Below are 24,625 nucleotides of genomic sequence, written 5' to 3'. Positions count from 1 at the left end.
CTGATGAAAGCGGAATAAGAATAGAGTTATGAAAAAATATATTATCTCTTCATTATTATTTGCATTAACGGCTCATGCGGGACCCGATTTGACTTATTCAACCTCGTGCGACTCTCGCAACCAGATCGCGACCCTTTCTTTTGTTGGTGATATTCTTATTCACGACATGCTTTATAAATCCGTTGTTTCGGGCAGCAAAGATTTCTCTCAGATCTGGCGTCGCACCAACGGGCTTATGCAAAAAGCAGATTTTTCTGTAGGAAATTTAGAAGGACCGGCCGCCTTAGGCATCGATAAGATGGGCCGCGATCACGGGGATGTTGGTTTTACCTACGACTTGAATATTTACTCAGGCACGAACATGGTCTTTAACTTTCACCCGCGTATTCTGTCGGATTTGCAGAAGTCGGGATACGATTTACTGACCTTAGCTAACAATCACTCTTTGGATCGCCACGCGATCGGGGTGGATCGTACGATTCAGGCCGCACGAAATATCGGTTTGCCAGTGGTGGGAACGCGTGTCGCTGAAGAACGCAATGCTGAATTCCATCGTATCTTGAATATACGCAATGTGCGTGTGGCTTTTTTAGGTTGCACTGAAATGACGAATGGTCGCATTGATCATAAAGACCAAATTCTTTCCTGCTACAACGCGGAAAGAATTCTTAGCATTATTAAAAACCTGGCGGCGCGCTCGGATGTCGATGCCGTGATTGTACTGCCGCATTGGGGTGTTGAGTACAGCCACACACCAGACAGCAAACAGAAAAGCTTTGCGCGAAAATTCTTAGACGCCGGGGCAATGGCCGTTATTGGCTCTCATCCCCATGTTTTACAGCCTTGGGAAAAGTACGTGACTGCAGATGGTCGTGAAACTTTGATAGTTTACTCTTTAGGTAATTTCGTGGCTTTCCAAAAAGACGTGCAAAGAAAAACCGGCACTGTCGCCTACATCGGGCTTTCCAAAGAAGGAAGTCAAAAGGCGAAGATCTTTGGTGTGGGCTATACGCCGACCTATCGCGATGGTTACGAAGTGTACCCGGTTGGAAGTGGCTCCTTCAAAAATGCTCTTAATCACGCGGCGCAAATGTATGGAACCCGTGCTCGTGTTGAGCCCACAACATCTTTGATTCCGGCTCTTTGCGCGAATAGTAAGTAAAAGCTTTCATTGCTTCTGTCGTCAGGCCGGTGCTAGTGTCATAGGTGATGACTGACAAAGATAAGTTCCCTATGACTTTGGCAATACGTGAACTGATGGCTCACAACGTGAACTACACAGGTCATCTTTTCCCTTACCAAGAAAAAGGCGGGACGAAGCACTCCTCTCAGCAGTTGGGAGTCGATGAACACATCGTCATTAAAACTCTCATCATGGAAACCGAAGACAAGGCACCGCTGGTCGTGCTCATGCACGGAGATCTTCAAGTTTCGACAAAACAGTTAGCGCGAGAGCTGGGTGTGAAAACTATTTCTCCGTGCAAACCCGAAGTGGCGGATCGTCATTCAGGTTACCAAGTCGGCGGCACCTCTCCCTTTGGCACGAAAAGAAAAATGCCGGTTTATATGGAAAAGAGCATCGCCGATTTAGATACTATCTATATCAACGGCGGTAAACGCGGCTTCTTAGTTTCCCTGTCACCGAAAGAAGTTCTTCGTCTTCTGAATCCACAACTGGTCACGGTGGGAGTTCGCGAATGAGAATCTGCGCCGCGCTTTTAATAATCTTGAGTTCTCTTTCAGCTTTAGCGCAAGTGCCGGCAAAAACCACGCAAACGATTTACTGGTTGTTCTTTGAACTGCCACCCGCCGTAGAATTTCGCGCCAGTCCTCCGGGGTACATGGTCGAGATCCACCGCTTGCTAACGGCTCACATGCCAGAGTACAAGCATCAAGTGGTGGAGGTGCCTTTTCTGCGCATCTTGCAGCAAATGAAAAAGAAGATGAAAGTGTGCTCTTTGATGGTTCTAAAAAATCCGGAGCGCTCGAAGTTTATCGAATTTGGGACTCCATTGCTGCAAGGATATCCCGCTGGCGTGATTGCGCGGAAAGATGACCCGAAGATTCTAAAGTACGTGGTAAAACCGGGCTTAGTGGATTTTGATCGTATTCTTAAAGATGAAAGTCTGACTTTGGGATTAGTTGCTGAAAGATTTTACGGAAAGAAAATCAACGCTAGCTTAGCCCATAAAAATGAAGTCAAACTTGTGGAGAAGAAAAGCCTGAACGTTGATCACGAGTTGAAAGCCCTCTTGGGGCTGGGCCGAATTGACGTTTATCTAGGCTATCCCTTTGAAGCCGACAGTGATAAATTCACGTTCTATTTTGTTAAGGACGGTCTTGAAGTCCTAGACCCCCGAGTGGGGTGTGAAAAGTCTGAATTCGGCAAGGAAGTGATTGCGAAGACCGAGAGCTTGCGCAAGCAACATAAACTGGATGAGGAGTTCATCAAAGTCTACAACCGTTACTACTCCCTGGATGCGCAAAAGAAATATAAAAGCCTTCAGTAAAATGAGTCCTCTGGCTTAGGTCTAGATTGCCCGCAGACATTTCATTTTAAGACGTAAGAAGCCGAAAAGATGCTTATGAATTCAGCATCGTTTTTTAAAACTTTCGTGGCGAGATGGGGCGTGGAACTGTCGCTGGTTCTGTTCTGTGCGCTGGGAGTTTATCTTTATCAAAATCCACACTTTCTAACAAAGGCTTCTGCGAAAGAAACACCCCCCGAAGTCGTCGTTACGTTGCAAAAGATCACTGAAATCATTGAACGCGCTGAAGCTTCCGAAAAACTTTTTATTCATCATCGTAAAGCGCAGGATCTGGCAGACTATAACCAACAAGTTTTGTTGCTGAATTATCAAATGGGCTTGCTGACGAAGCTTGTGGTCGGTGAAGTGAGTTTGCAAAAGAAAGCCGTTCAACTCAACAAGGTCTTGCACGCTCACTTTGAATCAGTAAATAAGGTACTCATTGAACGACAACAAGGGCGCGCGGTGCGCGTGCCTGCAAGTGCTTCTGTGTTAACCGAAGTGACGAAGACATTTCCTCTGAACTCTTCCTCGGGGCCGGTATGGCAACGAATTGAGTTTTTATGGGCCGTGCTCGGGCTTTTGGTGTCCTTATTGATCTTCAGTCGTCTGTGGCAAAAGCAGGAAGTGCGCAAGCAGCAAACTTTGGCAGCGTCCCTGCAAACGCGCTCGATCCTTTTGGATACGATCTTAAATAGCATGAGCGAAGCGTTGGTGGTGACGGATGATAAAGGTTACTTCACACATTACAATGCCGCGGCACAAAGAATCATCGGCACTCATGTGAAGGAAGTAGCCACAGAAGTCAGTGTCGAAGAAATCGGTTTTTTCAATGTCACAAGCGGGGAGCTTTACACCCAGAAAAATCTTCCTTTCTATCGCGCTTTGCGCGGAGAACAAGTCGATGACCTTGAGATTTTTGTACAAAACGAAACGCATCCTCAAGGGACGTATATCTCTCTGAGCAGCCGTTCTTTAAATGATATTGATGGCGGCATCGCCGGGGCTTTGGTTGTTTTCCGTGATGTCAGTCGCCGAAAAATGATCGAGCAGGAATGGGCTCGTGCACGAGAAGCCGCCCTCGAAGCTTCTTTAAAAAAGTCGGACTTCCTTGCAGCCATGAGCCACGAGATTCGTACGCCTATGAACGGTGTTATCGGGATGACGACTCTTCTTGCGGATACACCGCTGAATGAAGAGCAAAAAGAATATGTGGGCACGGTTAAAAGATCTGCAGAGTCTTTGTTGATGTTGATCAATGATATTTTAGATTATTCAAAAATCGAAGCCGGGAAGGTGAGTTTAGACCCGCAAGCTTTTGATTTAAAATTCTTGGTGCGCGATATTACCGAGATGTTCAAGGCCGCCGTTGCAGAAAAAAACGTGGGCTTAAAGATGCATGTCTCGGACAAAATGCCGAAACACTTTGTCGGGGATGCGGGACGCCTTCGTCAGATTTTAGTAAATCTTATTGGAAACGCCGTGAAATTCACGGACAAAGGTTTCATCAGTTTGGATATCAGCGCCGTTCCGCAAGGGGCTTCGTACGTTTTGAAATTTGAAGTGAAAGACACGGGCCCGGGTCTTAAAGAAGAAGAACGTCGCTCTTTATTTCAAAAATATTTCCAAACTAAAAATGGCGCCAAAGCAGGTGGAACCGGACTGGGACTTTCCATCTGTAAACAGCTTGTGGATCTGATGCAAGGAGAGATCGGAGTTGAAAGCGTCGTGGGCCTGGGGTCGAACTTCTGGTTCACGGTGATTTTACCTGTAGCCAATGAACAGGATATTCCTCGCTTTAGCGATACGAAATTTGCAAAAGTATTTAAAGGTTCGGTCTTAGTCGTTGAAGATCAGGTGGTCAATCAGCGTGTTGCACAGAATTACCTGCGAAAATTAGGCTTAGAGGTCGACTTAGCTAGTAACGGTCTTGTGGCGTTCGAAAAATGCCAAAATCAGAAATATGATTTGATCTTTATGGACTGCCAGATGCCGGTGCTGAATGGATATGAGGCGACGAAGCGAATTCGTCAGCTGGAAGGCGAAAAAGGGCAGACTCCGATTATTGCTTTAACTGCAGACGCTGGCGGCGCCGATAAAACGAATTATTCAGAGTCAGGCATGAATGGCTTTTTAGCGAAGCCTATTGAGCTTCAACATCTATTAGAGGTTCTGCAACGCTGGCTTCCGACTCAGGAAAACACCCTGGATTTAAAAGCGTTAGAACAATTGGAAAGTTACGTCGTCAAAGATCAAAATCTGGTGGCGGTATTGATCGAGGATCTGGAATCCTCTGCCCCAAGTTTGATTTCTTCGATGAAAAAGTCATTTCAAGAATTTGATGTGACGGGATTAAGTGAGGCGGCCCACGCTTTAAAATCGGCGGCGGCCACTTTAGGCGCGCAAAGGTTGGCAGAACTTTGCGCAAGCGTTGAGCAATTGACCGAGGTTTCGTTGGCGGCAGACTTCATCACGCAGATTGAAGAACAATTCGCCGCCTCTTTAAATGAACTCAAAACATATTTAGCAGAAAAGAAAGCCGCCTAAATCAGGGCAGGAAGGAGAAGCGATGGCAAAAATTCTAATCGTAGACGACCAAAGAAGTGTTTTGTTAACACTGGAAGCGCTTCTCGGCAAAGATGGACATCTTGTTACCGCATGCACTAATGCCGTAGAAGCTTTGCATTCCTTGGCGCAAAGTACGTTTGACTTAGTCATCACTGACGCCGTGATGCCAGGAAGTGGCGACGGGTACGCATTGACCCGTACGATCCGTAAACAACCTGTTTTAGCAAAAACTCCCGTCATTTTGTTGACCGGAAAAAGAGAGAAATCGGATATTGAAAAAGGGATTGAGTCGGGTGTGAATGATTACGTTGTAAAACCCATTGATCCTGAGCTTCTTTTGGCAAAGATTCGTAATCTCCTTGTGAAAAAGCCTGAAGATACAATCCAATTTTCTTCGGCCAGCGTCAGCTTCAAGGCGGAATGGGAAACAAAAACGGAGATCACCGCTTTGTCTGAATTGGGTGTCACGATCTCTTCGTCGACCGCGGTCCCCGTTGGGAAAATCCTGCGAGTGAATTCGCCTTTATTTGAAGAAATTGGCATTCCAAAAATTCCGTTGCGAATTGATTCTTGCGAAGAGCTGGCAGGAGCTGAGCCGTTATATAAGATTCATGCTCACTTTGTGGGTATCACAGAAAAGGAATTATCGCCCATCCGTCTTTGGATTCGTTCAAAACGCAGCTACTAAAAAAGCCAAGGCCCCGAAATGGGGCCCCAGCGGTGGTTATCAAGGTTTGATCTCGACAGATTATTTACAAAGCGGAAGTGCTCTGACCATCGAAGTGATCTGACTGATTTTTTGATACTTACTGTTTGTTTTAATCACCGCCCAATAAGCACCTGTACTTAACTTAATGACACCTTTGCGTGCCACCTGTTTTGCCATGATGCCGACGCCGCAGTGAAGGTTGATATAAGGATCAAGAATTGTTTTCTTAGGGCTTGTCGCACTTAAATTTTTATCCTTATTCCAATCAAACTTACAGAAATTCCAGCCTGTGATGTCCTGATACGAAAGCTGCAACAGTCCTTCAGAATACACGGGTTTCTTAGTAATAGGATCTGTTCCCATTGTTGTCTCGTGCATTCTGGAAAGTGGATTGTAATTACTTTCAAACTTCGTCATTGCTGAGAAAAGCTGGGCCCACACGTTAGCGCGGTCATGATTGCTCAATGAGGCGTAGCGAGGACAGAAATCTTTCATGTCGCTGGCGCCGTTTAATAAGGAACTCCAGTCGTTCAAAAGAAGTTTCATGAGGTACTGCGACCATTGCTTTCTTTCTGGATTGCTTGAAGTCTCCCAAGAAAGTGCATGCATGGCATAAGTGCCGTCAGAAGGAACCGACGGAACTGAGGGAGCTTCCGTACCACCTGTATCGACAACGGCGTAAACCATACTGCCACCTTTAAGATACTTAATGACGGCATCACGATTTTCCATTGCCACGGCAGGACATCCCCAGCTACGTCCTTGAATCACATTGGACTCTTGAACATAGTTTGCGCCGTGAATGACGATCGCGCGCGAGCGAGCATTGGAGTTCGTTGAAGAAAGACCATCTAGGCGCAACGAAAGACCATTGCTGCCATTGTAAGACTCTGCCGCTTTATAAATACCTAAAGAACTCGCATTGGAACCAGAGACATTGCTGAATTTTTCGGCGATGCCATCGTGGTTTGAATCTGAACCTTTTCCGTGAGCGACATGCATCGCCCATACGCTTCCGGTTTTCATATCAATGATATAGAAACGTTTTTCTTTTGAGCTTTGGCCAAAGTTGATAATGGAAAGATAATTTTGGTTCGAGAATCTGGATTTATTCTGGTGGAAATAGACAAGAGCATCTTCCAGAGATTTATAAGGGACAATATGCGAAGGATCGACGTGATCGTAATTTTTAAGAATCGCTTCTCTTTGCGAGTCGGTGACACTTCCAGGTGTCTCGGTGATCGGTTTCTCGACCGTACCTGAAGGAGATTCCGCAGCTCCTTCGGACGTTGGGTCATCGGGGAGAGTCACTTCTCCTCCGCCACCGCCGTTGCTACAGGCAACCATCGCAAGCAGAGATGTAGTTAAAAGCGCAGTGCTGAAACGTGAGAATAATGTTTTCTTTTTGCTAATTGGCATTATTCCTCCATGAATTTGTGCGTTAACAAACACTAGCGGAGGACTTACCCAGACTGTGTAAAAAACGTTACGAGTTCTTAAAAATCAGGACGAGAGATTTAAGAAGCTCGACCTTCTTTTGTAAGAAACCCGACGAATGATGTGGAAGAAAAGAGAACGGCTTGGAATCCGCACGGGGAGCGGTTCTTGTGGCTAGTTCCAAATTGTAACCGAAGAAGGTGGAAAATTGAAAACGATGTCGTTTTCAAATTGAGGCTGATGCGACAGGAAGACCTATTTTATTTTTTTAGGTCTTCCTGCGCGAAGAATCTTAGTACGTGTTTGAAGAACGGTGACTGCGGTTGACCTCGTCATAGTCATCCATGTCGTCATCTTCGTCTTCCCAACGGCTGCTGCGACCGAATCTTGTATCTTCATCATCGTCGCTGAAGTTTCTGCTCATGCGATCATCGTCAAAGTCACGACTGCTATAGTTCGTGCCTTGACCGCGGCTTGAGCTGGAACCCCCACGACCATAACGTGAAGAGCGTTCATCATCATAATCTTCAGAATAGCGACGTTGACTCATGCCACGCTCTTGATCGCTGTAACGACCTGAGCCGCCTCTGGAAGAACCACGTTCTTCACTCCAGCGCTCACTGCCTCCGTAACCGCGAGAAGGTTCTCTTTCAGAACCATAACCACCGCCATAGTTGCGTGAGCCTTCATAGCGACCGTATTCTTCTCTGCCGTAGTCGTCAGAACCACCGCGACCACCACCGCGAGACTCATACATGTCGTCTCTGCTACCGTAATCTTGATAGCGGCGAGAACCTTGGCCACCATAGTCTTCATAGGAGCCACGCCCGCCACCACGAGATTCGTAGATATCTTCATATCCGCGACCCGACGAGCTTCCCGAAGCGCGACGAGTGGATTCACCTCCCGAGCGGGAACTTGATCCGCCGGAACGTGAAGATGATGTGCTCGAGCGAGAGCCCGAACCAGACGACGAAGAACGAGTTCTGCCAGTTGAGCTACGGCCTGATGAGCTCCTTGAGCTGGTTGATCTAGTAGCCATGTCTTCCTCCTTGTTATGGCTGAAATTTCAGCCAAGTTATTAATTGTGGGGGCTGCGGGCGTGAACGACATCGGGTTCCGCGCGAGCCGGTTTTTTAATCTTTTGCGATTCCGATGGGCGAGTCATTTTTTTGAAGTAGTCAAGTTTGACTGGTCTACCGTATCGCGCTGATTCAAATAGAGCCTCAATAATCTTAATATCAAGAAGTCCCTCTTCAGCGGAAGGTTCCGGTTGCTTGTGTTTCAAGATACATTCGGAGAAGTATTCCAGCTCTGGACCGAACTGATCGTGTTTTTTGAAAGTGTAGGACTTCTCTTTGCCATTGATTGTCGTCGTCAATTCCATGTCTTCGGCATACTCGTAAGCATGTTCCAAACGCAGACAGCCTTTAGTACCGACAAGATCAAATGACGAAGTGTCAGAGGCGCCAAAACTAATCGTGAAAGTGGCAATGCGAGTTTCAGGAAAGCGCAGTGTTACCGCCATCATCTCCTCAACCTCACTAAAGCGTTCATCCGAGCTATTCATTGTCCAGGCAAAGCACTCTACGGGCTCGTCCCGGAAAAGGTAACGAGCGGCATTTAAGCAATAAACACCGATATCTAAAAGGGGTCCGCCACCTTGTTCCGCCTGCAAACGAATGTTTGTAGGATCTGTCAGTTGATAGGAGAAAAGAGAATTGAAAATGCGCAGTTCACCCAACTTGCCACTTTGTGCAATCTCAATGGCCTTTAGGTTGGCTGGATCAAAGTGAAGACGGTACGCCACCATCATTTTCACATCATTACGATCAGCGGCTCGCATCATTGAGACAGCATCGGCAACCGTGGTCGCAATCGGTTTTTCCGTCAGGACGTGAATGCCATGATAAGCCGCTTTTTCCGCGAACTCGCGATGATGCACGTTTGGAGTTGCAATGTAAACGGCGTCGATCAAACCACTGCGCAGACATTCTTCGTAGTCGTCATAGTGATAAAGATTTTCCACTTTATATTTCTTACCTAATTTTTTTAATTTGGTCTCATCACCCGAAACAAGAGCGGTCAGTTCAGAATTTTTTGCATTTTTAAATCCGGGCAAAACCGCCGTCTGCGCGATGTGGCCCAGTCCCACGACGGCATAACGGATCTTTTGATTTTCTTTCATAACTCCTCCTAGAGTTGTTGATACTGTGTTTTGAATTCCGCATGTTTTTCGCTGTATCCGTTGGGATGAGTGCGATGCCAGTTCCAGGCATGAGCAATGATCGTGTCAATATGCGGATACATTCTTTGCCAACCCAATTTGCGTTGAATCTTTTGACTGCTGGCCACGAGGACCGCCGGATCGCCGGGCCGACGCTTTTCTTCTTTGACGATAAATTCGACTTGCGTCGCTCGTTCGCAAGCTTGCAGGATTTCGCGAACGGAAAATCCTTTTTCACTTCCGATGTTATAGACTTCGCTATTGCCAGGTCTTAGTGAGGTTAAAGCCAAGGTGTGTGCTGTCGCTAAATCCATGACGTGGATATAATCACGGACACAGGTTCCATCGGGTGTAGGGTAATCGGTGCCAAAGATTTTAACCTCGGGCTTTGCCTGCAGCGCGGATTTTAAAATACGCGGGATCAGATGAGTTTCATGTGGATGATCTTCGCCGATAGAGGCGTCCGGAGCCGCGCCGCAGACGTTGAAGTATCTGAGGACGGCGTACTGAAGACCATAGGCTTTCGCAAAGTCCTCGATAATCATTTCCACCATCATTTTGCTTTTGCCATACGGATTTACGGGCTGACGCAAGTGATGTTCTTCGACGGGAATTTCTTGAGGTTCGCCGTAAACTGCGGCCGTGGATGAAAACACCAGCTTTTCAACTTTGGCATCATGCATGGCTCGCAAAAGAGTGAGCGTGTTGGCGACGTTGTTGTGATAGTACTTGTAGGGATTTTCGACGCTTTCTGCGACTTCGATATTTGCAGCAAAGTGCAGGACGGCTTCAATTCTATATTCTTGAAAAGTCTTAACTAAGAGTTCGGAGTGCGCGGTGCTCCCGGGAATAAATAAAGCTTCCGGGTGAACCGCTTTTAAATGTCCCTCTGAAAGATCATCAAGGACCAGCACCTGATGTCCTTCCTCGATGAGTTGGCGAACGACGTGACTTCCGATGTAACCGGCGCCGCCAGTAACTAGTACACGCATATCTTCCTCCTTTAAATCGGAGAATGGCTAAAGCGGGGCCATTCTGTTATATTTTCGTCTAAGCACACTTTGGCAAGATCTAGCGATTCACCAATCACGACATGCATGTCGAGATAGCGATAGGTCCCCAAGCGTCCAATAAAGGTCACATTCTTTTCGGACTCCGCAAGCTCCATGTACTGCTTCAGGAGCGACATATCTTCAGAGAGCCGCAAAGGATAATAGGGAGTGTCTTTTTCCGTGCATAAAGCGCTGTACTCTTTAAAGCACACGGTTTTTTTATGTTCTTCCCACGGAGCAAAGTGCTTGTGCTCTGTGATGCGAGTGTAAGGCACTTTTTCTTCGCAATAGTTAATAACAGGATTTCCTTGAAAATCTCCTTCGGCCGTAAAGCGTTCAAATTTCAACGTGCGATAGCGCAGGCGTCCTAATTTGAATTTAAAATACCCATCCATCGGGCCGCTCCAAAAGATGTGATGGAACTTGGATTTATCTTCCGGAGAAAGACGGGTTTTCAGGCGAACTTCGATTGCGGGGTGATCGAGGATCTTTTGCACAATGACGGTGTATCCCTCTTGAGGGATACCCTGATATTTCTGGTTGTAGTAGTTATCGTCGTAATTAAAGCGTACCGGAAGGCGCTTTAAGATGGAGGCGGGAAGTTCTGTAGGCTCGACACCCCATTGCTTCTTTGTGTAGCCATAAAAGAAATTGTGATAAAGATCCGGTCCCAAAAACTTCAAGGCTTGTTCTTCAAATGTTCGGGGTTCAGAAATATCTTTCTTGCTTTGTTCTTTGATAAACTCTTCAGCCTCAAGAGGAGTCATCTTTTTTTGAAAGAATTGATTGATAGTCAAAAGATTCACTGGCAGTGAAAAAACGCCTTTTTCGGTGAAAGCCTTCACACGATTTGTGAACGGAATGAAATTCGACCAACGATTGACATAGTCCCAGACATCTTGACGGCTGGTATTAAAGATATGAGGGCCGTATTCATGCACCATGACGCCGGTTTCGGGGTCACGCACGGTGTGACAATTCCCCGCGATATGTTCGCGCTCATCAAAAACTGTGATTTTGAAGCGACCGGTTTCTGCAAGCTCTCGAGCTAAAACTGCTCCGGCGAAACCGGCTCCGGCAATTCCTATTTCCGTTTTCATGTCGTCTCCTTATAGAATCGCTATTTCCAGTTGTTGAAAGTATCTATCCAAGGCTTCTTCCAAAGGGGGCAGAATGCGAAAGCGTTCACTGCTTAGCGAGCTGTGCAGAGGTCTTCGTGCGACCGCTCCCAATTCTTGATAGGACTTTTTAATAATGTAGTCGGACTTATTTTCTGGAAGGTGACTTACTGCCATTGCTGCAAAGTCCGACCAACTGACGTCCGCGTCGTTTGTTAAATGGATCAACCCTTTTTCTTGGTCGACCAAAAGATCTAAGCTGGCATTCACCAGATCAGGAACATAAGTGGGGGACACCTTCGTGTCTTCCGGAGCATAGAAATTCAAATTTCGGTTCACCGTTTTAAGACAGCGAGTGATGAAGTTGTATTCGTCCCAGGGCCCGAAGAAAGAACTGGTGCGAACCACCAGCGCACTTTCGTTGGCCGTCAGAACTTTTTCTTCGGCCTGCGCCTTCGAACGTCCGTATACGTTCAATGGAGAAACTCGACTGCTTTCAAGGTAGGGGTTTTCTTGCAGTCCATCAAAAACCATGTCGGAAGAAAATGTTAGAAATGCGATGCCGTCTTTGGCGCACTCTTCAGCCAGGATACGCGGGCCTTCGACATTTTCTTTAAAACACTTCAAGGCTTCAAATTCCGCGCGGTCTACTTTGACGTATCCGGCGGCATTGATAACCGCCCAAGGTTTAATGTCATTCAAGGTTTCCCGCACCTTTTCACGGTTTGTTATATCCATCTGGCTGCGATCTAATAAAAAATAAGGAATATTGCGAATAGCGCAAACGCGAGCAAACGCGCGGCCTAAGGTGCCGCGACCACCGGTGATTAAAACGGCCTTGCGATTTTTCGTCGGAGTCGAAAGCTCAGAATAAAGGGACGCCGGCGCATAGAGGGCGCGCGAAGGATTTCGCCAGCGCACGGATTCATTCAATAAAGGATGTTCAAACGATCCCGTTTCAGAAAGTGACTTCACCATCTTGGTTAGAACGGTGGGACGAGGGCTTCCATCGGGAGTGCGAAGATCAAAAACGCCGGGTTCATAAAATCGTTCATCACGTGTGCAGAGCGAATTCCAATTAAATGTGCCCAACAGGCTCCAAGCCGTCACGGCGCGAACATCGGCTCGTTCCGCAAGAAGTTTTGTGGTGGCCTGCCAAATCTCTGACAACCACAACATCTGGTCTTCGCGATAGCCGCGTGTGTGGGCTTCGGTGACAGCTATTGGCAGTTTGTAGCGCTCCCACACCTCTTTGAAAATTTCATAGGGCGAGGCCGATACCAGTTGTCCCGTATCAATCGCGCCAACGTCGGCATATGCGTGCAGATGATTCCCACCATGAAGAAATGAAGGATAAAACTCGAGGCGCTCATCTAAATAGCGATTGCTGAGCTGGTAGTGATTAATGCCTAAAATGTCGGGAACACAAGGGTGGTCCTGCAGCCATTTGAGTTCCGCATCGGTCACACCATTTTTTATATATGTATAGAGCGGATGTGATGAATCTACTTTTCCCATTAAAAGGTCAAAGCTCAGCCAACGTCGATTGTTTTCAAAGTCGCGCTGGTAGCGAAGCAGCTCGGTGCTTTCAACGCGCCCCATGTCTTCAGTCTGAATCAGGCGCGCTTGGGGATTGATCTTTCGGATTTCCCGCATAGCTAGTGAAGTGGCCTTGCATTGTAAATACAGCGCCTTCGTAAAGCTGCGGTCGTCGTGTCGGTGCGGGAACCAATGCCCGTACAAACAGCTAAATCTTGAAGTCGTCAGAATTTCGTTGATCGGAGTATAGTCATTGATCCAAGGATAACGAGTGGCAAAGTCACGCGCGTAACGTGCGAATTTTTCGGGAAACTGGGGATCCAACAAATTCGTAAAAAGCGGGCCGCTTCCATGATGAAGCAGTCCTGCAATCGGCACGAGTCCTCGCTTGCGAAGAGCGTCCAATCGCTGGTCCATGCCGTGCCAGCTATAGACGCCTTCTTTGCTTGAGACCTGTTCCCACACACAAGGATAGCGAATACGTTGAGCTCCAAGTTGCGCAAACATATCCAGATCGCTGTCTCTTAAGAGATGTCCGTTGTAATCAAGTTGGTTGAAATAGCGATTGCCCACTCGATTCAACGTGCATTCCATACCTATCCAAATTTCTGGTTTGGTCACAAATCACATTCCCCGTAAAAAGTTGATGTTCATTGTTTCAGGATTCGTCATTCCCGGAGGCATGGATTTCAAACGCGCGTGATGGGTTTCTAAGTGCGCCATCTTCTTCCAGGTTTCGTCCCAAGAAATGTCTTTTAAAAACTCGTCGACAGTTCCTAACCACTCGGCATCATACTTATTGCGATCCAAAGCCTCTTCAATGTGAGCGACGAATTCTTCGGCGGTTTCGCCAATCGCGACCAAACTGCGATTGCCGTAAGGTTCTACGACATCGCGAATAGGTGTGGAAACCACGGGACATCCGGCCGCTAGATATTCTGGAGTTTTAGTCGGACTGATAAAGCGAGTCGCTTCATTGCGGGCAAAAGGCATTAAGGCGCAATCCCACCCCGCCATGTATTTAGGAAGATCCGCATAATCTTTTTTACCGAGATAGTGAATATTGGGAAGCTTCGGTAAACTTGCTGGATCTATTTTTACAACCGGCCCGATCATAATGAAGTTCCAGTCCGAGCGAAGTTCCGCCGTTTTGCGAACCAGCTCGATGTCCATTCTTTCATCAATAACCCCGATGAAACCCATGCGTGGATGGGGAATATGCTCTTGATCTTCAGGGTCGTTCTTGTTTCCGCGAGCGGTGTTGAAGTGATGAACGTCAATTCCACTGGGGAAGGGATGGACATTGTCGTGCTTATCTTTTTTGGCTTCATACAGCGAATAGCCGCCTGTAAACACCAGGTCGGCTTTTTTCAAAAGCTCTTGCTCTCGGTCAATCAGCTCGCGGGGAGCACCGTGAAACTTAGATAGTTCATCCATGCAATCATAAATGGTCACGGCTGGAGAAAGATGTCGACTGAAGTTCAGCGCCATCGGCGTGTAGTACCAGGCCGCATATTCTTCAATCATTTCTTCATTCATCAGGTTGTCCAAAAGTTTTTGCAGAACAAAGTCATGATCCTTAGATCCGATTTTTTCTGGCAGGTGAGGAACGACTACCGTCACTCCTTCTTTGGACTGATGCAGCTCTAGTTCTGCTTCATCATTAGAGTGAAAGATGGGCTCTTCGATGAAGTACACTCGACGAAAGGTCGCGAAACGCGACATAAGATGTTGGGGTCTTTGGAATACAAAGTTCCAGCGTAAGTGAGAGAACACAAGCAAGTCTGAAGCTTCACAAGTAAGACTCATGTTGCACCTTTCGGAAGTTGTTAAGGGATAAATGTTTTTTGGTGATTTTTATTTTGAAGCCAATCTGAACACGCTTTCAAAAGGTCTCCGGGGCCGGTGCCTAAATACATAGTGCGAAACCGACAACACCCTTTCATATTTAGAAACAGTTGCGCTCTAGCTAACGCGGAGGGTTCATGCCACAACGAAATGAAATCACCTTAGATCCGTATCCCCGAAAAAACTTTCAACGAAGTAATTGGATGTCACTCAACGGCACTTGGTCTTTTTTATTTGATGACTCACAGGCCTTTTCACATCCGTCACAAATTAAAGAATGGCCATTAAAGATCCAGGTTCCCTTCGTGCCCGAATGTAAGGCGAGTGGCATTGGCGACACGGGCTTTCATCCGCGATGTTGGTATCAGCGCCGTTTTGAAGTGCAACGAATTGCGCGCAAACGCATCTTACTGCATTTTGGTGCCGTTGATTATCAAGCCAAAGTTTGGGTGAACAACTCGTACATGGGTTGTCATGAAGGTGGACACACTCCGTTTACTCTGGATATCACCGAAGCCCTCAGTGACAGCGGCGATCAAGTGATTTCGGTGTGTGCCGATGATGATCCTTTTGATCTCGCGAAACCTCGTGGCAAGCAGGATTGGCAAAAAGATCCGCACAGCATCTGGTATCCACGCACCAGCGGAATTTGGCAAACGGTGTGGCTTGAAGAAGTCTTTGAGACATATATAGAAAAGCTGCGTCTGACTCCATTGATTGAAAGATGGGAAGTGGGCTGCGAAGTCTTTGTCACAGGTCCTTGTGCTGATGGACTTCAAGTGCGCGTGCGCATGGAATGTGAAGGCAAGCTTTTAGCACAAGACTCCTACGACGTTGTTCACAAAGAAGTGCATCGTCGCATTGCTTTTTCGGATCCTGGTATTGATGACTTCCGTAATGAACTTTTATGGAGTCCTGAAAAGCCCACACTTATCACCGTTCATGTAGAACTGTGGGATCGTAATTTTCTTTTAGATAAAGTGAAAAGCTACACCGCTTTGCGAAGTGTCGCCTTTCACGGCGATCGCTTTATGTTAAATGGCCGTCCTTATTATCTGCGTATGGTCTTGGATCAAGGCTACTGGCCAGACACATTTATGACGCCTCCGTCGTCGGAAGCTTTGAAACTAGATATCGAATTGATCAAAGCCGCAGGATTTAATGGTGTTCGTAAACACCAGAAAATTGAAGATCCTGAGTTCTTTTATTGGGCGGACGTTTTGGGACTTGTCGTGTGGGGAGAAATGCCAAGTGCTTACCGCTTCACGCACGAGTCCGTTGAAAGAATTCTGAAAGAGTGGGTCGAAGTCATCGGTCGCGATATGAATCATCCCAGCGTGATTTTGTGGGTGCCTTTTAACGAATCCTGGGGGGTGCCGGACCTCGCCGAAAAGGAAAGTCATCAACATTGCGTGCAGGCTCTTTACCATATCACGAAAACTCTGGATCCCACGCGGCCTTGTATCGGCAACGACGGGTGGGAAAGCACGGCGACGGATCTTTTAGGAATTCATGACTATGATGATCAGCCGGAGCGGCTTTTAAAAAAATACACGTCTCACCAAAATATCGGTGATGTACTGACGAAGTATCGTCCCGGGGGCCGAGTTCTCACCGTGGAAGGCTATCCGCATGGAGGACAGCCCGTGATGATCACCGAGTTTGGCGGGATTGCTTTTGTCGATCCTTCTGAGTGCACCTCGACGTGGGGTTACTCTTCGGTGCAATCGTCGGGAGAATTTAGAAGAAAGTATGAAAAGTTGATGGACGCTATTCATCGCATCGAACTTTTTTGCGGTTTCTGTTACACGCAGTTCACCGATACATTTCAAGAGGCGAACGGACTTTTTAAGGCCGATCGCACACCAAAGTTTTCGATCAATGCGATGGCGCGGGCCACACGCGGTGCCGGATATACGCGAGGCGAGCTGTTATCAACGCCGCAACCGCCGCCGCTTCCGCCCCCAGAACCTGATTTAGATATTTAATTCTCTTTAAGAAAGGAGAAGTCATGGAAAAAGAAATAGTCAGCTCCAAGGAAAGCCAACGTGTCAACACCTTACCGGATGACATTTACACCGAAGAGGCGATCACCATCAAAGCTTCCGCGCAGGAACTTTACAACTTCTGGCGGGATGTGACTCACTTCACTCTTTTCACGGATCAGTTAGAATCCGTCGTCGTGACTTCAGAGACGAAATCCCATTGGGTGTGGAAAGCCCTGAAAGGCAAAAAGACGATCGAATGGGACTGTGAGATTGTTCAAGAAGTGCCTTTTTCTTTAATCGCCTGGAAATCCACGGGAGCCACCGAAGACCTTCAGCATTCGGGACGAGTGGAGTTTTTAGAGCTGCCATATGGGCGAGGCACCCAAGTGAAAGTGAAGCTCGCTTATGATCTTCCCGGGGGGAAAATCACAGAGCTCTTTGAAAAACTTCTTGGTGAAAGTCCGGGCCGAAACCTGCGTTTAAATTTATTTAAACTGCGCGCCCTTTTTGAAGCCCGAGAGATTCCAACAGTGGAAGGGCAGTCTGCAGGCAACAATCGAGAACACGAAACTAAAACGGCACTTCATTAAAGGAGGCTCCGATGAGAGCAGTTTGTTGGCAAGGAAGCAACCACGTGGAAGTAGAAAAAGTTCCGGATCCGCGCATTCTGAACCCTCGTGATATCGTGGTGAAAATCACTTCCACTGCGATATGCGGTTCAGATCTGCATTTGTACGACGGGGTTATTCCGACAATGCAAAAAGGCGATATTTTAGGTCATGAGTTCATGGGTGAAGTCGTAGAGCTAGGGCCCAGCGTGAAAAACTTAAAGATCGGCGATAAAGTCGTTGTGCCTTTTAATATTTCTTGCGGTCATTGTTTTTTCTGTGAGCGCAAAGATTACTCCCTTTGTGATAACAGCAATCCGAAACCGGAAGTCGCAGAAAAAGTCTACGGTCATGGAGGCGCCGGCCTTTTTGGCTATTCGCACATGTACGGTGGCTACGCCGGAGGCCAAGCGGAATACGCTCGTGTTCCTTACGGTGACGTCGGGCCGTTGGTCGTCCCTAAAGATATGGACGACGATAAATTACTTTTCTTAAGTGATATCTTTCCAACCGGCTACATGGCTGCTGTGAATTGCAATATTCAAAGAGGTGACACTGTCGCCGTCTGGGGTTGCGGCCCCGTCGGACTGTTCGCCATTCAAAGTGCCTATCTGTTAGGCGCCGAGCGTGTGATCGCTATTGACCACGTGCCGGAGCGTTTGCGCATGGCACGCGAAGTGTGCAACGCCGAAACTTTAAACTATGAAGAAGTCGACGTGCTGGAATCTTTGAATATCATGACCGGGGGACGTGGTCCCGATTCCTGTATAGATGCTGTCGGAATGGAAGCGCACGGGACAGATCTTTACAGTAAATACGAACATATGAAAATGGTGGCGAAGATGACTACAGATAGACCGGTTGCTCTTCGCCAGGCGATACAAGCGTGTCGTAAAGGAGGAACGGTTTCGATTCCCGGTGTCTATGGTGGACTTCTTGATAAAGTTCCTATGGGAGCGGCTTTTGGGAAAGCCTTGACGATGAAGATGGGACAAACTCACGTTAAAAAGTATATGCCGGAACTTTTAGATTTGATTCTTCAAGGCCGCGTGGATCCTTCATTCTTGATCACTCATCGCATTTCCATTGATCAAGCTCCTGACGCCTATAAAATGTTTAAAGATAAACAAGACAGCTGTGTCAAGGTTGTCATCAAAAACTAAATCAGAAAGCCCGCGAAAACCGCGGGCTTTTTTTTAATAATTTCCTTTATGATGTTTGTCGTAACCGCGCGTGTCCCGGTCGCTATAGCCCAAATCATCTCGAGTGAAATTGTGGGTGTTCTTTTCAGGGGTTTGGCGCATATTCTGTCTTCCGCCAGTGGTTTGATAACTGTCCCGCTTTTTATCGCGTTCTGTATCTTTGATGTGCCCTTTCACGGATCTTCCATGGGTATGCATAAGACCTCCTGTTGTTTTATCAATATTCATTTTATCAAATCTCTTCGTCTTTTCCCCTCGACGAAGACACGGAAACGGCCAGGTCATTCGACACAGGATGTGCTCACTCACATTTTGAACAGGTATTGTTGTGTTTATAGGAAAAAAGGGGGGTAAATATGGCAAGCATTTACGACATGCTAAAAAAAGACCACCGCGAAGTCGAAAAGCTTTTTGAAAAAATTGAGGACTGTCTGGACGGCGAAGAATATGCCGAAGCCGAACATCTTTTTGACACTTTGAAAACCGAACTTACAGCCCACGCTAAAGCCGAAGAACAAGTTTTCTATGAGCCTCTAAAAACAGCGGCCAAAGAAAAAGAAGGCGAAGAATTAGCTTGGGAAGGTGGAGAAGAACATCACGTGATGTCACTTCTTTTGAATGAGCTTTCTCGCATGGATGCAGAGGAAGAAGAGTGGAAGGCAAAAATAAAAGTACTGTGCGAAATCGTTGAACATCACGTTGAAGAAGAGGAGGGAGAAATCTTCCCTCAAGCAAAAAAATGGTTCACGAAAGAACAAGAACAGCAGATCGCTCAAGACATGCAAGAAATGAAAGATAAGTACAAATCTAAAGTGGAAGAAGCTCTGGAAGAGGATATCGAGATTCTTATGCATCCGATGGCAGAAAAGCGCAGCCACTCGAGCACTCATCAAAGACAAATCTAAATTTACCGCCGTATTGCCTTTTGGCAATACGGCTTTTTGCGAAAGTATTTTGTCCCGAATCAAGCGAAAAAAAACAGTGTGGACAAACGACAATGAAAAAACTCGGGGCGTAATTAAAAGTCAGAAATTTTAAGATCGGCTATTGGCTTGCCTACAAAACGACGTGTTAATTGTAATGGTTGCAATATGGAGCTACTTCATGAAAATCGTCAGTTTTAAACCGATTTATGGTCCCAATGTTTATCATCATCTTCCCGTTATGGTCATGAAAGTGAATCTTGAAGAATGGACTGATAAGCCCAGCAATGAAATTCCCGGCTTTGTCGATGGACTCAAAGCGGCTCTTCCTAGTCTTTACGATCACACTTGTTCTCCGGGTATCCCTGGCGGCTTTTTTCAACGCCTTGAGAGAGGCACGTACATGGCTCACATCATCGAGCATGTGGCATTAGAGCTTTCTACGATGAGTGGAATGGATGTCACCTATGGAAAGTCTCGCTATGCCGGTACGCCGGGCCTTTATGATGTTATCATTCGCTTTGATAACGAAGGCGGAATGGTGGAATGTCTGCGTTCGGCTTTCAATTTAGTCGAAGATGTGTTGCATGGCACGAGTGTCGACCTGCCTTATTTCTTAAACAATATTAAAAAAGCACACAAGCGAAGTGCTTTAGGTCCAAGTGCTGACTGCCTTTTAAAGGCCGCACGTCAGAAGAAAATTCCCACAAAGCGCATTGGCTCTGAAAGTTTGATCCAGCTGGGATACGGAGTGAAGCAAAGAAGAGTTCAGTCCGCGATCACGGACCGCACAAGTCTGATCGCGGCGGATTTGGTACAGGATAAAGAGATGACGAAATCTCTTCTGCGTCGGGCCCTGATACCGGTCCCTCATGGCGTAACCATTTATGACGAAGAAGAAATTGCCTTTGCGATCGAAGGCCTCTCAGCCCCTTACGTTTTAAAACCCTTTGACGGACATCACGGGGAGGGAGTTCATCTGAATCTTCGGAATGTCGAAGAGCTGAAACAAGCGTACAAGAATGCGAAAGATCTTTCCTCCCGTTTTATTATTGAAGAAATGCAGCAAGGTCGTGACTATCGTGTGCTCGTCATTGATGGCAAGTTCGCGGCGGCGGCAGAGCGTGTGCCTCCTTTTGTTATCGGGGATGGTCAAAGTTCGATTTCGACATTAATTGAAAAGCTTAACGGAGATCCTTTGCGCGGTGATGGACATGAAAGCTATCTTTCAAAAGTCGTCGTCGATCCGATTCTGATTCAATATTTGGCAAAACAAGGTCTGACTTTAGAAAGTGTTCCAGAAGCAAAAAAACAAATCACTTTGCGGGGAAATGCCAATCTTTCCAGCGGCGGAACGGCGATCGACGTGACGGATGTGGCCTCTTCGGAAGTTCGCATTCTTTGTGAGCGTATCGCTCGACTGGTAGGCCTTGATATCTGCGGTATCGATATCATTGCAAAAGACATCACCAAGCCCATTGTTGAAGGTGGACTTGTCGTTATTGAAGTGAATGCGGGTCCGGGCTTGCGAATGCACCTCTTGGGAAAAAAGGAAGATGAGCCTCATGTCGGTTCCATGATTGTGGATATGATGTATAAGAATGAAGAAGAGGCCCGTATTCCGATTATAAGTGTGACCGGAACTAATGGGAAAACCACGGTCGCACGTCTGTTGCACAAAATTATGTCAGACAATGGAAAAAAGTGCGTCGGCATGACGAATACAGACGGAATCTGGATTGGTGAAAAGAAAATTTGTTCGGGTGATTGCTCGGGACCTCTTTCCGCAGACATGGTCTTAAGTGATCAAGCTGTGGACTGCGCCGTTTTGGAATTAGCGCGTGGCGGTCTTTTGCGCGGGGGCCTAGCCTATGATTGGTCCGATGTTGGTATTATCACGAATATTCGTGCAGATCATATCGGGCAAGACGGTATTGAATCCGTCGAAGATATTTTATGGATTAAATCTCTCGTTGCGGAACGAGTCCGTCGCGGCGGCACTCTGGTGCTGAATGCCGATGACGAACACTGTCTGTCTTTGATCAACAACAACCGCGTAAAAAAACATGGATGCAATATCATCCTCTTTTCCACGAAACCGGATAGTCCTGCTTTTGCCGAACAACTGGCGATGGGACGAGACGCCTGCTGGTTGGAAGATGGTCACCTCGTCATGTCTTATAAGGGGCGAGTGCAAAGCCTGGCCTATGCCAGTGACATGCCGATCACTTTAGGTGGCATGGCCGAATTCCAAATTTCAAATATTCTGGCGGCTTTGGCGGCGGGTATTGCTATGGGCCTTCCCGCAGAAAGAATTTTAGATTCCATCCAAAACTTCCATCCCGCTTCAGAAAACAAAGGCCGCTTAAATCTTTATCGTGTCGGAGCGGGATATGCGATTTTGGATTATGGTCACAATGCCGATGCCATCACCCACGTCGGTGAAATGCTTCGTCGCTGGACAAACTTTAAAAAGACCGTCGTCCTGGGATTACCAGGGGACCGTACGACAGAGCTGATTCTTTCAGGAGCGAGAAAGGCCGCCGAGTACTTTGACAAAGTTATTTTACGTGACGACGCCGATCTTCGTGGGCGTGGTGTGGGGGAGCTTCCCCAGCTTATCAGCGAAATGTACAACAAAGACTTCCCGGGTTTGGAACACGAGATCTGCCTGAAAGAAGAAGAGGCGGTCAGCCAAGGCCTTTCAGAAATTCAGGAAGATGAAATTCTTGTGATTCTTTACGAGGACATCAGTGCGGTTATGAAAGCCATGCGCGAATACGATCCCGTTTCCGTTTTGACACTGCCGCAGCCTGAAGAAAGACCTTTCCAGGAAGACTCACACGTAGCGTGGCAGTAAATGTTCGTCTATTTGCAGAATGGTCAGTATTTCGATGGTGCACAGTTTTTGGGACAAGATATTTTTGTCTCAGGAACTAGTATTAGTAAAATCGGAACTCTGGAAGTCGGCACAGTGAAAGATCTTGATATTGAAGTTTTGGATTGCTCAGGATGTTACTTGATTCCAGGATTGATTGACCCGCATTTGCATTTGGCCGGAGGCAGCGGCGAAATCGGAGGCTTTCATTCACAGTCCATGAGTATTCTGCTTTCCGAGGCCGTGGCTGGCGGAGTAACGACTTTAATTGGCACTATCGGCGTGGACACCACGACGAAGTCCATGCCTGAACTCATTGCGCGATGTAAAGCCTTTAACGAATTAGGCCTGACGGCTTACTGTTATACGGGCGGCTATGATTGTCCTCCGAAAACTTTGACGGATTCAGTCCGTAACGATCTGATTTTTATTCCTGAGGTCATCGGAGTGGGAGAGCTGGCCATTGCCGATCGTCGCGCTCCGGAGCCAGATATCAAAGATCTAGCGAAAGCCTGCATCGATGCCTATGTCGGCGGTATGTTGGCCAATAAACCCGGAGTTTCTCATATTCATGTCGGCGATGGTGTTCGGCGTATGCAGACTCTGCGCGATCTCATGGAAAAACACGTTGTCTTGCCTGCCAATTTTCATATCACCCATATCGGTCGCAGCGAAGCTCTGATCAAAGAAGCTGTCGAGATGGCGCGAAGGGGTTGCTATGTGGACTTGGATTTATGGGACCGAGATTTCAGTTACTGGTATCAAGTTTACTTGGACCTTCAAGGACCTTTGGATCAATTGACTGTGTCGTCTGACGCCAGCAAAGGTCCTCCCGCGGATCTTTGGTACGAACTGAAGGCGGGTGTTCTTACACACGGTTTTAAGCTTGAGGACCTGCTGAAGCATTTCACTAGTAACACGGCCCAGGCTCTTAAGCTCAGTCGCAAAGGGCGACTGGTCGTGGGTTGTGACGCGGACATCGCTGTCTTTAATAAAGAAACCTTTGAGATGAAACATGTTATTTCCCGAGGACAGATCCTGATGAAAGATGGAAAATTAAATTTCATTAACAGACCTCCTGAATCAAGAAGGGAATTTGATGTTTATGGAATCCGCAAAGAAAAAGATCCGCCGATCTGAAGCCAGACATGTCAAAGTACTCCATCCTCACGGAACCCTGATCATCATTGGAGGACGTGAGGATAAAACAGGAGAAAAAAGAATCTTAAAAGAAATAGCCGCTCGAGTGAATGGCGGAAAACTGATTGTTATCACCGCGGCCAGCGAAGTGCCTGAAGAAGTCTTTCCCGAATATCGAGAGATCTTTAAAAAACTCGGTGTCAAAAAAATTGAGCACTTTCACTGCAATCAACCTGAAGAAGTGCGCAACATGGATCTGCAAAAAATGTTTGATAAAGCAAAGGTGGTTTTTTTCACCGGCGGGGATCAATTAAAACTCACTAGTAAACTCGGTGGTACTTTGGTGATGGATTACATCATCGACGTCTTTAAAAAAGGCGGAACTCTCGCGGGAACTTCAGCCGGCGCTAGCGTCATGGGTGAAATCATGCTCGTAGGCGGGGAAAACGCCGAGTCTCACAAAGTCGGAAACTGGATGATGGCGCCGGGAATGAGATTTGTGGAAAGCCTGATCATCGATCAGCACTTCGCGCAACGGGGGCGTATCGGAAGACTTTTAGGGGCGGTCGCTCTTAATCCCGGTGTTTTAGGAATTGGAATTGATGAAGGCACCGCCATCATTGTTGAAAATGAAAAGTTCCGCATCATGGGTGAAAATGCGGTTTATGTTTTGGACGGTCGCGGGGTCACTTATACGAATATCTCTGAGGCCTCTGCGGACCAGACGATGTCGATTCACGATGTGAAGCTACATGTTCTGTCCGAGCCCGAAGTCTTTGATTTGAAAAAACGCACGGCACTTTCCCTGTCTTAGCACAGGATAGATGACGCCGGACTTGCCTCCGAATAGGGGCGGTTGA

20 protein-coding genes are annotated in these 24,625 nt (G+C 47.0%); 12 read left to right on the top strand and 8 right to left on the bottom strand.

The genetic code is table 11. The annotated features are described in order from the left end of the window. The first annotated feature begins 28 nt into the window (after nucleotides 1-28). The 5 genes from AZI85_RS10490 (at nucleotide 29) to AZI85_RS10470 (ending at nucleotide 5,784) form a co-directional block, all read left to right on the top strand. Nucleotides 29-1,162: a CapA family protein gene (locus AZI85_RS10490; RefSeq protein ID WP_063244025.1), complete on the top strand. Its 1,134-nt coding sequence runs from the start codon at nucleotides 29-31 to the stop codon at nucleotides 1,160-1,162. Nucleotides 1,163-1,209: 47 nt separating this feature from the next. Continuing rightward, on the top strand, nucleotides 1,210-1,701 hold the full coding sequence (gene ybaK / locus AZI85_RS10485) for a Cys-tRNA(Pro) deacylase (RefSeq protein WP_063244024.1): 492 nt from the start codon (nucleotides 1,210-1,212) through the stop codon (nucleotides 1,699-1,701). Then, nucleotides 1,698-2,510, top strand: a complete 813-nt coding sequence (locus AZI85_RS10480) for a TIGR02285 family protein (protein ID WP_063244023.1) — start codon at nucleotides 1,698-1,700, stop codon at nucleotides 2,508-2,510. Before ybaK ends, AZI85_RS10480 begins: the two co-directional genes overlap by 4 nt. A gap of 75 nt (nucleotides 2,511-2,585) precedes the next feature. Continuing rightward, nucleotides 2,586-5,075 carry a response regulator gene (locus AZI85_RS10475; protein ID WP_063244346.1) on the top strand — a complete coding sequence of 830 codons (2,490 nt, stop codon included), beginning with the start codon at nucleotides 2,586-2,588 and terminating at the stop codon, nucleotides 5,073-5,075. A 22-nt stretch (nucleotides 5,076-5,097) separates the two neighbouring features. Next, nucleotides 5,098-5,784, top strand: a complete 687-nt coding sequence (locus AZI85_RS10470) for a response regulator (protein ID WP_063244022.1) — start codon at nucleotides 5,098-5,100, stop codon at nucleotides 5,782-5,784. Nucleotides 5,785-5,844: 60 nt separating this feature from the next. Here AZI85_RS10470 and AZI85_RS17870 read toward each other — a convergent pair whose 3' ends face one another. The 7 genes from AZI85_RS17870 to AZI85_RS10435 all read right to left on the bottom strand — a co-directional run bounded on the left by AZI85_RS17870 (nucleotide 5,845) and on the right by AZI85_RS10435 (nucleotide 14,987). Beyond that, entirely contained in the window at nucleotides 5,845-7,224 is a 1,380-nt protein-coding gene (locus AZI85_RS17870; RefSeq protein ID WP_253720946.1) for a murein L,D-transpeptidase catalytic domain family protein, read from the bottom strand. Nucleotides 7,225-7,534: 310 nt separating this feature from the next. Next, nucleotides 7,535-8,284, bottom strand: coding sequence for a hypothetical protein (locus AZI85_RS10460; protein ID WP_063244021.1), 750 nt, complete (start codon nucleotides 8,282-8,284; stop codon nucleotides 7,535-7,537). 39 nt (nucleotides 8,285-8,323) lie between these two features. Beyond that, nucleotides 8,324-9,430 (bottom strand): Gfo/Idh/MocA family protein, encoded by a 1,107-nt coding sequence (locus tag AZI85_RS10455; protein WP_063244020.1) that lies wholly within the window; start codon nucleotides 9,428-9,430, stop codon nucleotides 8,324-8,326. An 8-nt stretch (nucleotides 9,431-9,438) separates the two neighbouring features. After that, nucleotides 9,439-10,461, bottom strand: a complete 1,023-nt coding sequence (galE, locus tag AZI85_RS10450; RefSeq protein ID WP_063244019.1) for a UDP-glucose 4-epimerase GalE — start codon at nucleotides 10,459-10,461, stop codon at nucleotides 9,439-9,441. Nucleotides 10,462-10,472: 11 nt separating this feature from the next. Continuing rightward, nucleotides 10,473-11,621, bottom strand: coding sequence for a UDP-galactopyranose mutase (gene glf / locus AZI85_RS10445; RefSeq protein ID WP_063244018.1), 1,149 nt, complete (start codon nucleotides 11,619-11,621; stop codon nucleotides 10,473-10,475). Between the two features lie 9 nt (nucleotides 11,622-11,630). Further along, nucleotides 11,631-13,772 (bottom strand): dTDP-4-dehydrorhamnose reductase family protein, encoded by a 2,142-nt coding sequence (locus AZI85_RS10440; protein WP_063244345.1) that lies wholly within the window; start codon nucleotides 13,770-13,772, stop codon nucleotides 11,631-11,633. 30 nt (nucleotides 13,773-13,802) lie between these two features. Then, on the bottom strand, nucleotides 13,803-14,987 hold the full coding sequence (locus AZI85_RS10435) for a glycosyltransferase family 1 protein (protein WP_063244017.1): 1,185 nt from the start codon (nucleotides 14,985-14,987) through the stop codon (nucleotides 13,803-13,805). A 176-nt stretch (nucleotides 14,988-15,163) separates the two neighbouring features. Here AZI85_RS10435 and AZI85_RS10430 point away from each other — a divergent pair, with 176 nt between their 5' ends. The 3 genes from AZI85_RS10430 to AZI85_RS10420 are packed head-to-tail and all read left to right on the top strand — an operon-like array spanning nucleotide 15,164 to nucleotide 18,785. After that, the gene (locus AZI85_RS10430; RefSeq protein WP_063244016.1) at nucleotides 15,164-17,014 is read left to right on the top strand and encodes a glycoside hydrolase family 2 protein; all 1,851 of its coding nucleotides are present in this window, start codon (nucleotides 15,164-15,166) and stop codon (nucleotides 17,012-17,014) included. A 23-nt stretch (nucleotides 17,015-17,037) separates the two neighbouring features. Next, the gene (locus AZI85_RS10425; protein ID WP_063244015.1) at nucleotides 17,038-17,604 is read left to right on the top strand and encodes an SRPBCC family protein; all 567 of its coding nucleotides are present in this window, start codon (nucleotides 17,038-17,040) and stop codon (nucleotides 17,602-17,604) included. A gap of 11 nt (nucleotides 17,605-17,615) precedes the next feature. Beyond that, nucleotides 17,616-18,785, top strand: coding sequence for a zinc-dependent alcohol dehydrogenase (locus AZI85_RS10420; protein ID WP_063244014.1), 1,170 nt, complete (start codon nucleotides 17,616-17,618; stop codon nucleotides 18,783-18,785). 33 nt (nucleotides 18,786-18,818) lie between these two features. On the opposite strand, the gene AZI85_RS10415 is transcribed toward AZI85_RS10420, so the two are convergent. Next, nucleotides 18,819-19,022: a hypothetical protein gene (locus AZI85_RS10415; protein WP_155723992.1), complete on the bottom strand. Its 204-nt coding sequence runs from the start codon at nucleotides 19,020-19,022 to the stop codon at nucleotides 18,819-18,821. Between the two features lie 158 nt (nucleotides 19,023-19,180). Here AZI85_RS10415 and AZI85_RS10410 point away from each other — a divergent pair, with 158 nt between their 5' ends. The 4 genes from AZI85_RS10410 (at nucleotide 19,181) to AZI85_RS10395 (ending at nucleotide 24,579) form a co-directional block, all read left to right on the top strand. Next, nucleotides 19,181-19,729, top strand: coding sequence for a hemerythrin domain-containing protein (locus AZI85_RS10410; protein ID WP_063244012.1), 549 nt, complete (start codon nucleotides 19,181-19,183; stop codon nucleotides 19,727-19,729). A 199-nt stretch (nucleotides 19,730-19,928) separates the two neighbouring features. Then, nucleotides 19,929-22,607, top strand: a complete 2,679-nt coding sequence (cphA, locus tag AZI85_RS10405; RefSeq protein WP_063244011.1) for a cyanophycin synthetase — start codon at nucleotides 19,929-19,931, stop codon at nucleotides 22,605-22,607. Further along, nucleotides 22,608-23,765, top strand: a complete 1,158-nt coding sequence (locus tag AZI85_RS10400) for an amidohydrolase family protein (protein ID WP_063244010.1) — start codon at nucleotides 22,608-22,610, stop codon at nucleotides 23,763-23,765. Continuing rightward, on the top strand, nucleotides 23,725-24,579 hold the full coding sequence (locus tag AZI85_RS10395) for a cyanophycinase (protein WP_216635863.1): 855 nt from the start codon (nucleotides 23,725-23,727) through the stop codon (nucleotides 24,577-24,579). The genes AZI85_RS10400 and AZI85_RS10395 overlap by 41 nt, the downstream gene beginning before the upstream one ends. Nucleotides 24,580-24,625: the final 46 nt, after the last annotated feature.

The organism is Bdellovibrio bacteriovorus (assembly GCF_001592755.1).
Taxonomy (GTDB): domain Bacteria; phylum Bdellovibrionota; class Bdellovibrionia; order Bdellovibrionales; family Bdellovibrionaceae; genus Bdellovibrio; species Bdellovibrio bacteriovorus_E.
Note: the sequence above shows the minus strand (reverse complement) of the source record. Positions and strands in the feature narration are given on the sequence as shown.

Excerpts from the sequence above, each read along its gene's own strand:
- AZI85_RS10490 (WP_063244025.1), top strand. The coding sequence starts at position 29 with ATGAAAAAATATATTATCTCTTCATTATTATTTGCATTAACGGCTCAT.
- ybaK (WP_063244024.1), top strand. The coding sequence starts at position 1,210 with ATGACTGACAAAGATAAGTTCCCTATGACTTTGGCAATACGTGAACTG.
- AZI85_RS10480 (WP_063244023.1), top strand. The coding sequence starts at position 1,698 with ATGAGAATCTGCGCCGCGCTTTTAATAATCTTGAGTTCTCTTTCAGCT.
- AZI85_RS10475 (WP_063244346.1), top strand. The coding sequence starts at position 2,586 with ATGAATTCAGCATCGTTTTTTAAAACTTTCGTGGCGAGATGGGGCGTG.
- AZI85_RS10470 (WP_063244022.1), top strand. The coding sequence starts at position 5,098 with ATGGCAAAAATTCTAATCGTAGACGACCAAAGAAGTGTTTTGTTAACA.
- AZI85_RS17870 (WP_253720946.1), bottom strand. The coding sequence starts at position 7,224 with ATGCCAATTAGCAAAAAGAAAACATTATTCTCACGTTTCAGCACTGCG.
- AZI85_RS10460 (WP_063244021.1), bottom strand. The coding sequence starts at position 8,284 with ATGGCTACTAGATCAACCAGCTCAAGGAGCTCATCAGGCCGTAGCTCA.
- AZI85_RS10455 (WP_063244020.1), bottom strand. The coding sequence starts at position 9,430 with ATGAAAGAAAATCAAAAGATCCGTTATGCCGTCGTGGGACTGGGCCAC.
- galE (WP_063244019.1), bottom strand. The coding sequence starts at position 10,461 with ATGCGTGTACTAGTTACTGGCGGCGCCGGTTACATCGGAAGTCACGTC.
- glf (WP_063244018.1), bottom strand. The coding sequence starts at position 11,621 with ATGAAAACGGAAATAGGAATTGCCGGAGCCGGTTTCGCCGGAGCAGTT.
- AZI85_RS10440 (WP_063244345.1), bottom strand. The coding sequence starts at position 13,772 with ATGGAATGCACGTTGAATCGAGTGGGCAATCGCTATTTCAACCAACTT.
- AZI85_RS10435 (WP_063244017.1), bottom strand. The coding sequence starts at position 14,987 with ATGAGTCTTACTTGTGAAGCTTCAGACTTGCTTGTGTTCTCTCACTTA.
- AZI85_RS10430 (WP_063244016.1), top strand. The coding sequence starts at position 15,164 with ATGCCACAACGAAATGAAATCACCTTAGATCCGTATCCCCGAAAAAAC.
- AZI85_RS10425 (WP_063244015.1), top strand. The coding sequence starts at position 17,038 with ATGGAAAAAGAAATAGTCAGCTCCAAGGAAAGCCAACGTGTCAACACC.
- AZI85_RS10420 (WP_063244014.1), top strand. The coding sequence starts at position 17,616 with ATGAGAGCAGTTTGTTGGCAAGGAAGCAACCACGTGGAAGTAGAAAAA.
- AZI85_RS10415 (WP_155723992.1), bottom strand. The coding sequence starts at position 19,022 with ATGCATACCCATGGAAGATCCGTGAAAGGGCACATCAAAGATACAGAA.
- AZI85_RS10410 (WP_063244012.1), top strand. The coding sequence starts at position 19,181 with ATGGCAAGCATTTACGACATGCTAAAAAAAGACCACCGCGAAGTCGAA.
- cphA (WP_063244011.1), top strand. The coding sequence starts at position 19,929 with ATGAAAATCGTCAGTTTTAAACCGATTTATGGTCCCAATGTTTATCAT.
- AZI85_RS10400 (WP_063244010.1), top strand. The coding sequence starts at position 22,608 with ATGTTCGTCTATTTGCAGAATGGTCAGTATTTCGATGGTGCACAGTTT.
- AZI85_RS10395 (WP_216635863.1), top strand. The coding sequence starts at position 23,725 with ATGTTTATGGAATCCGCAAAGAAAAAGATCCGCCGATCTGAAGCCAGA.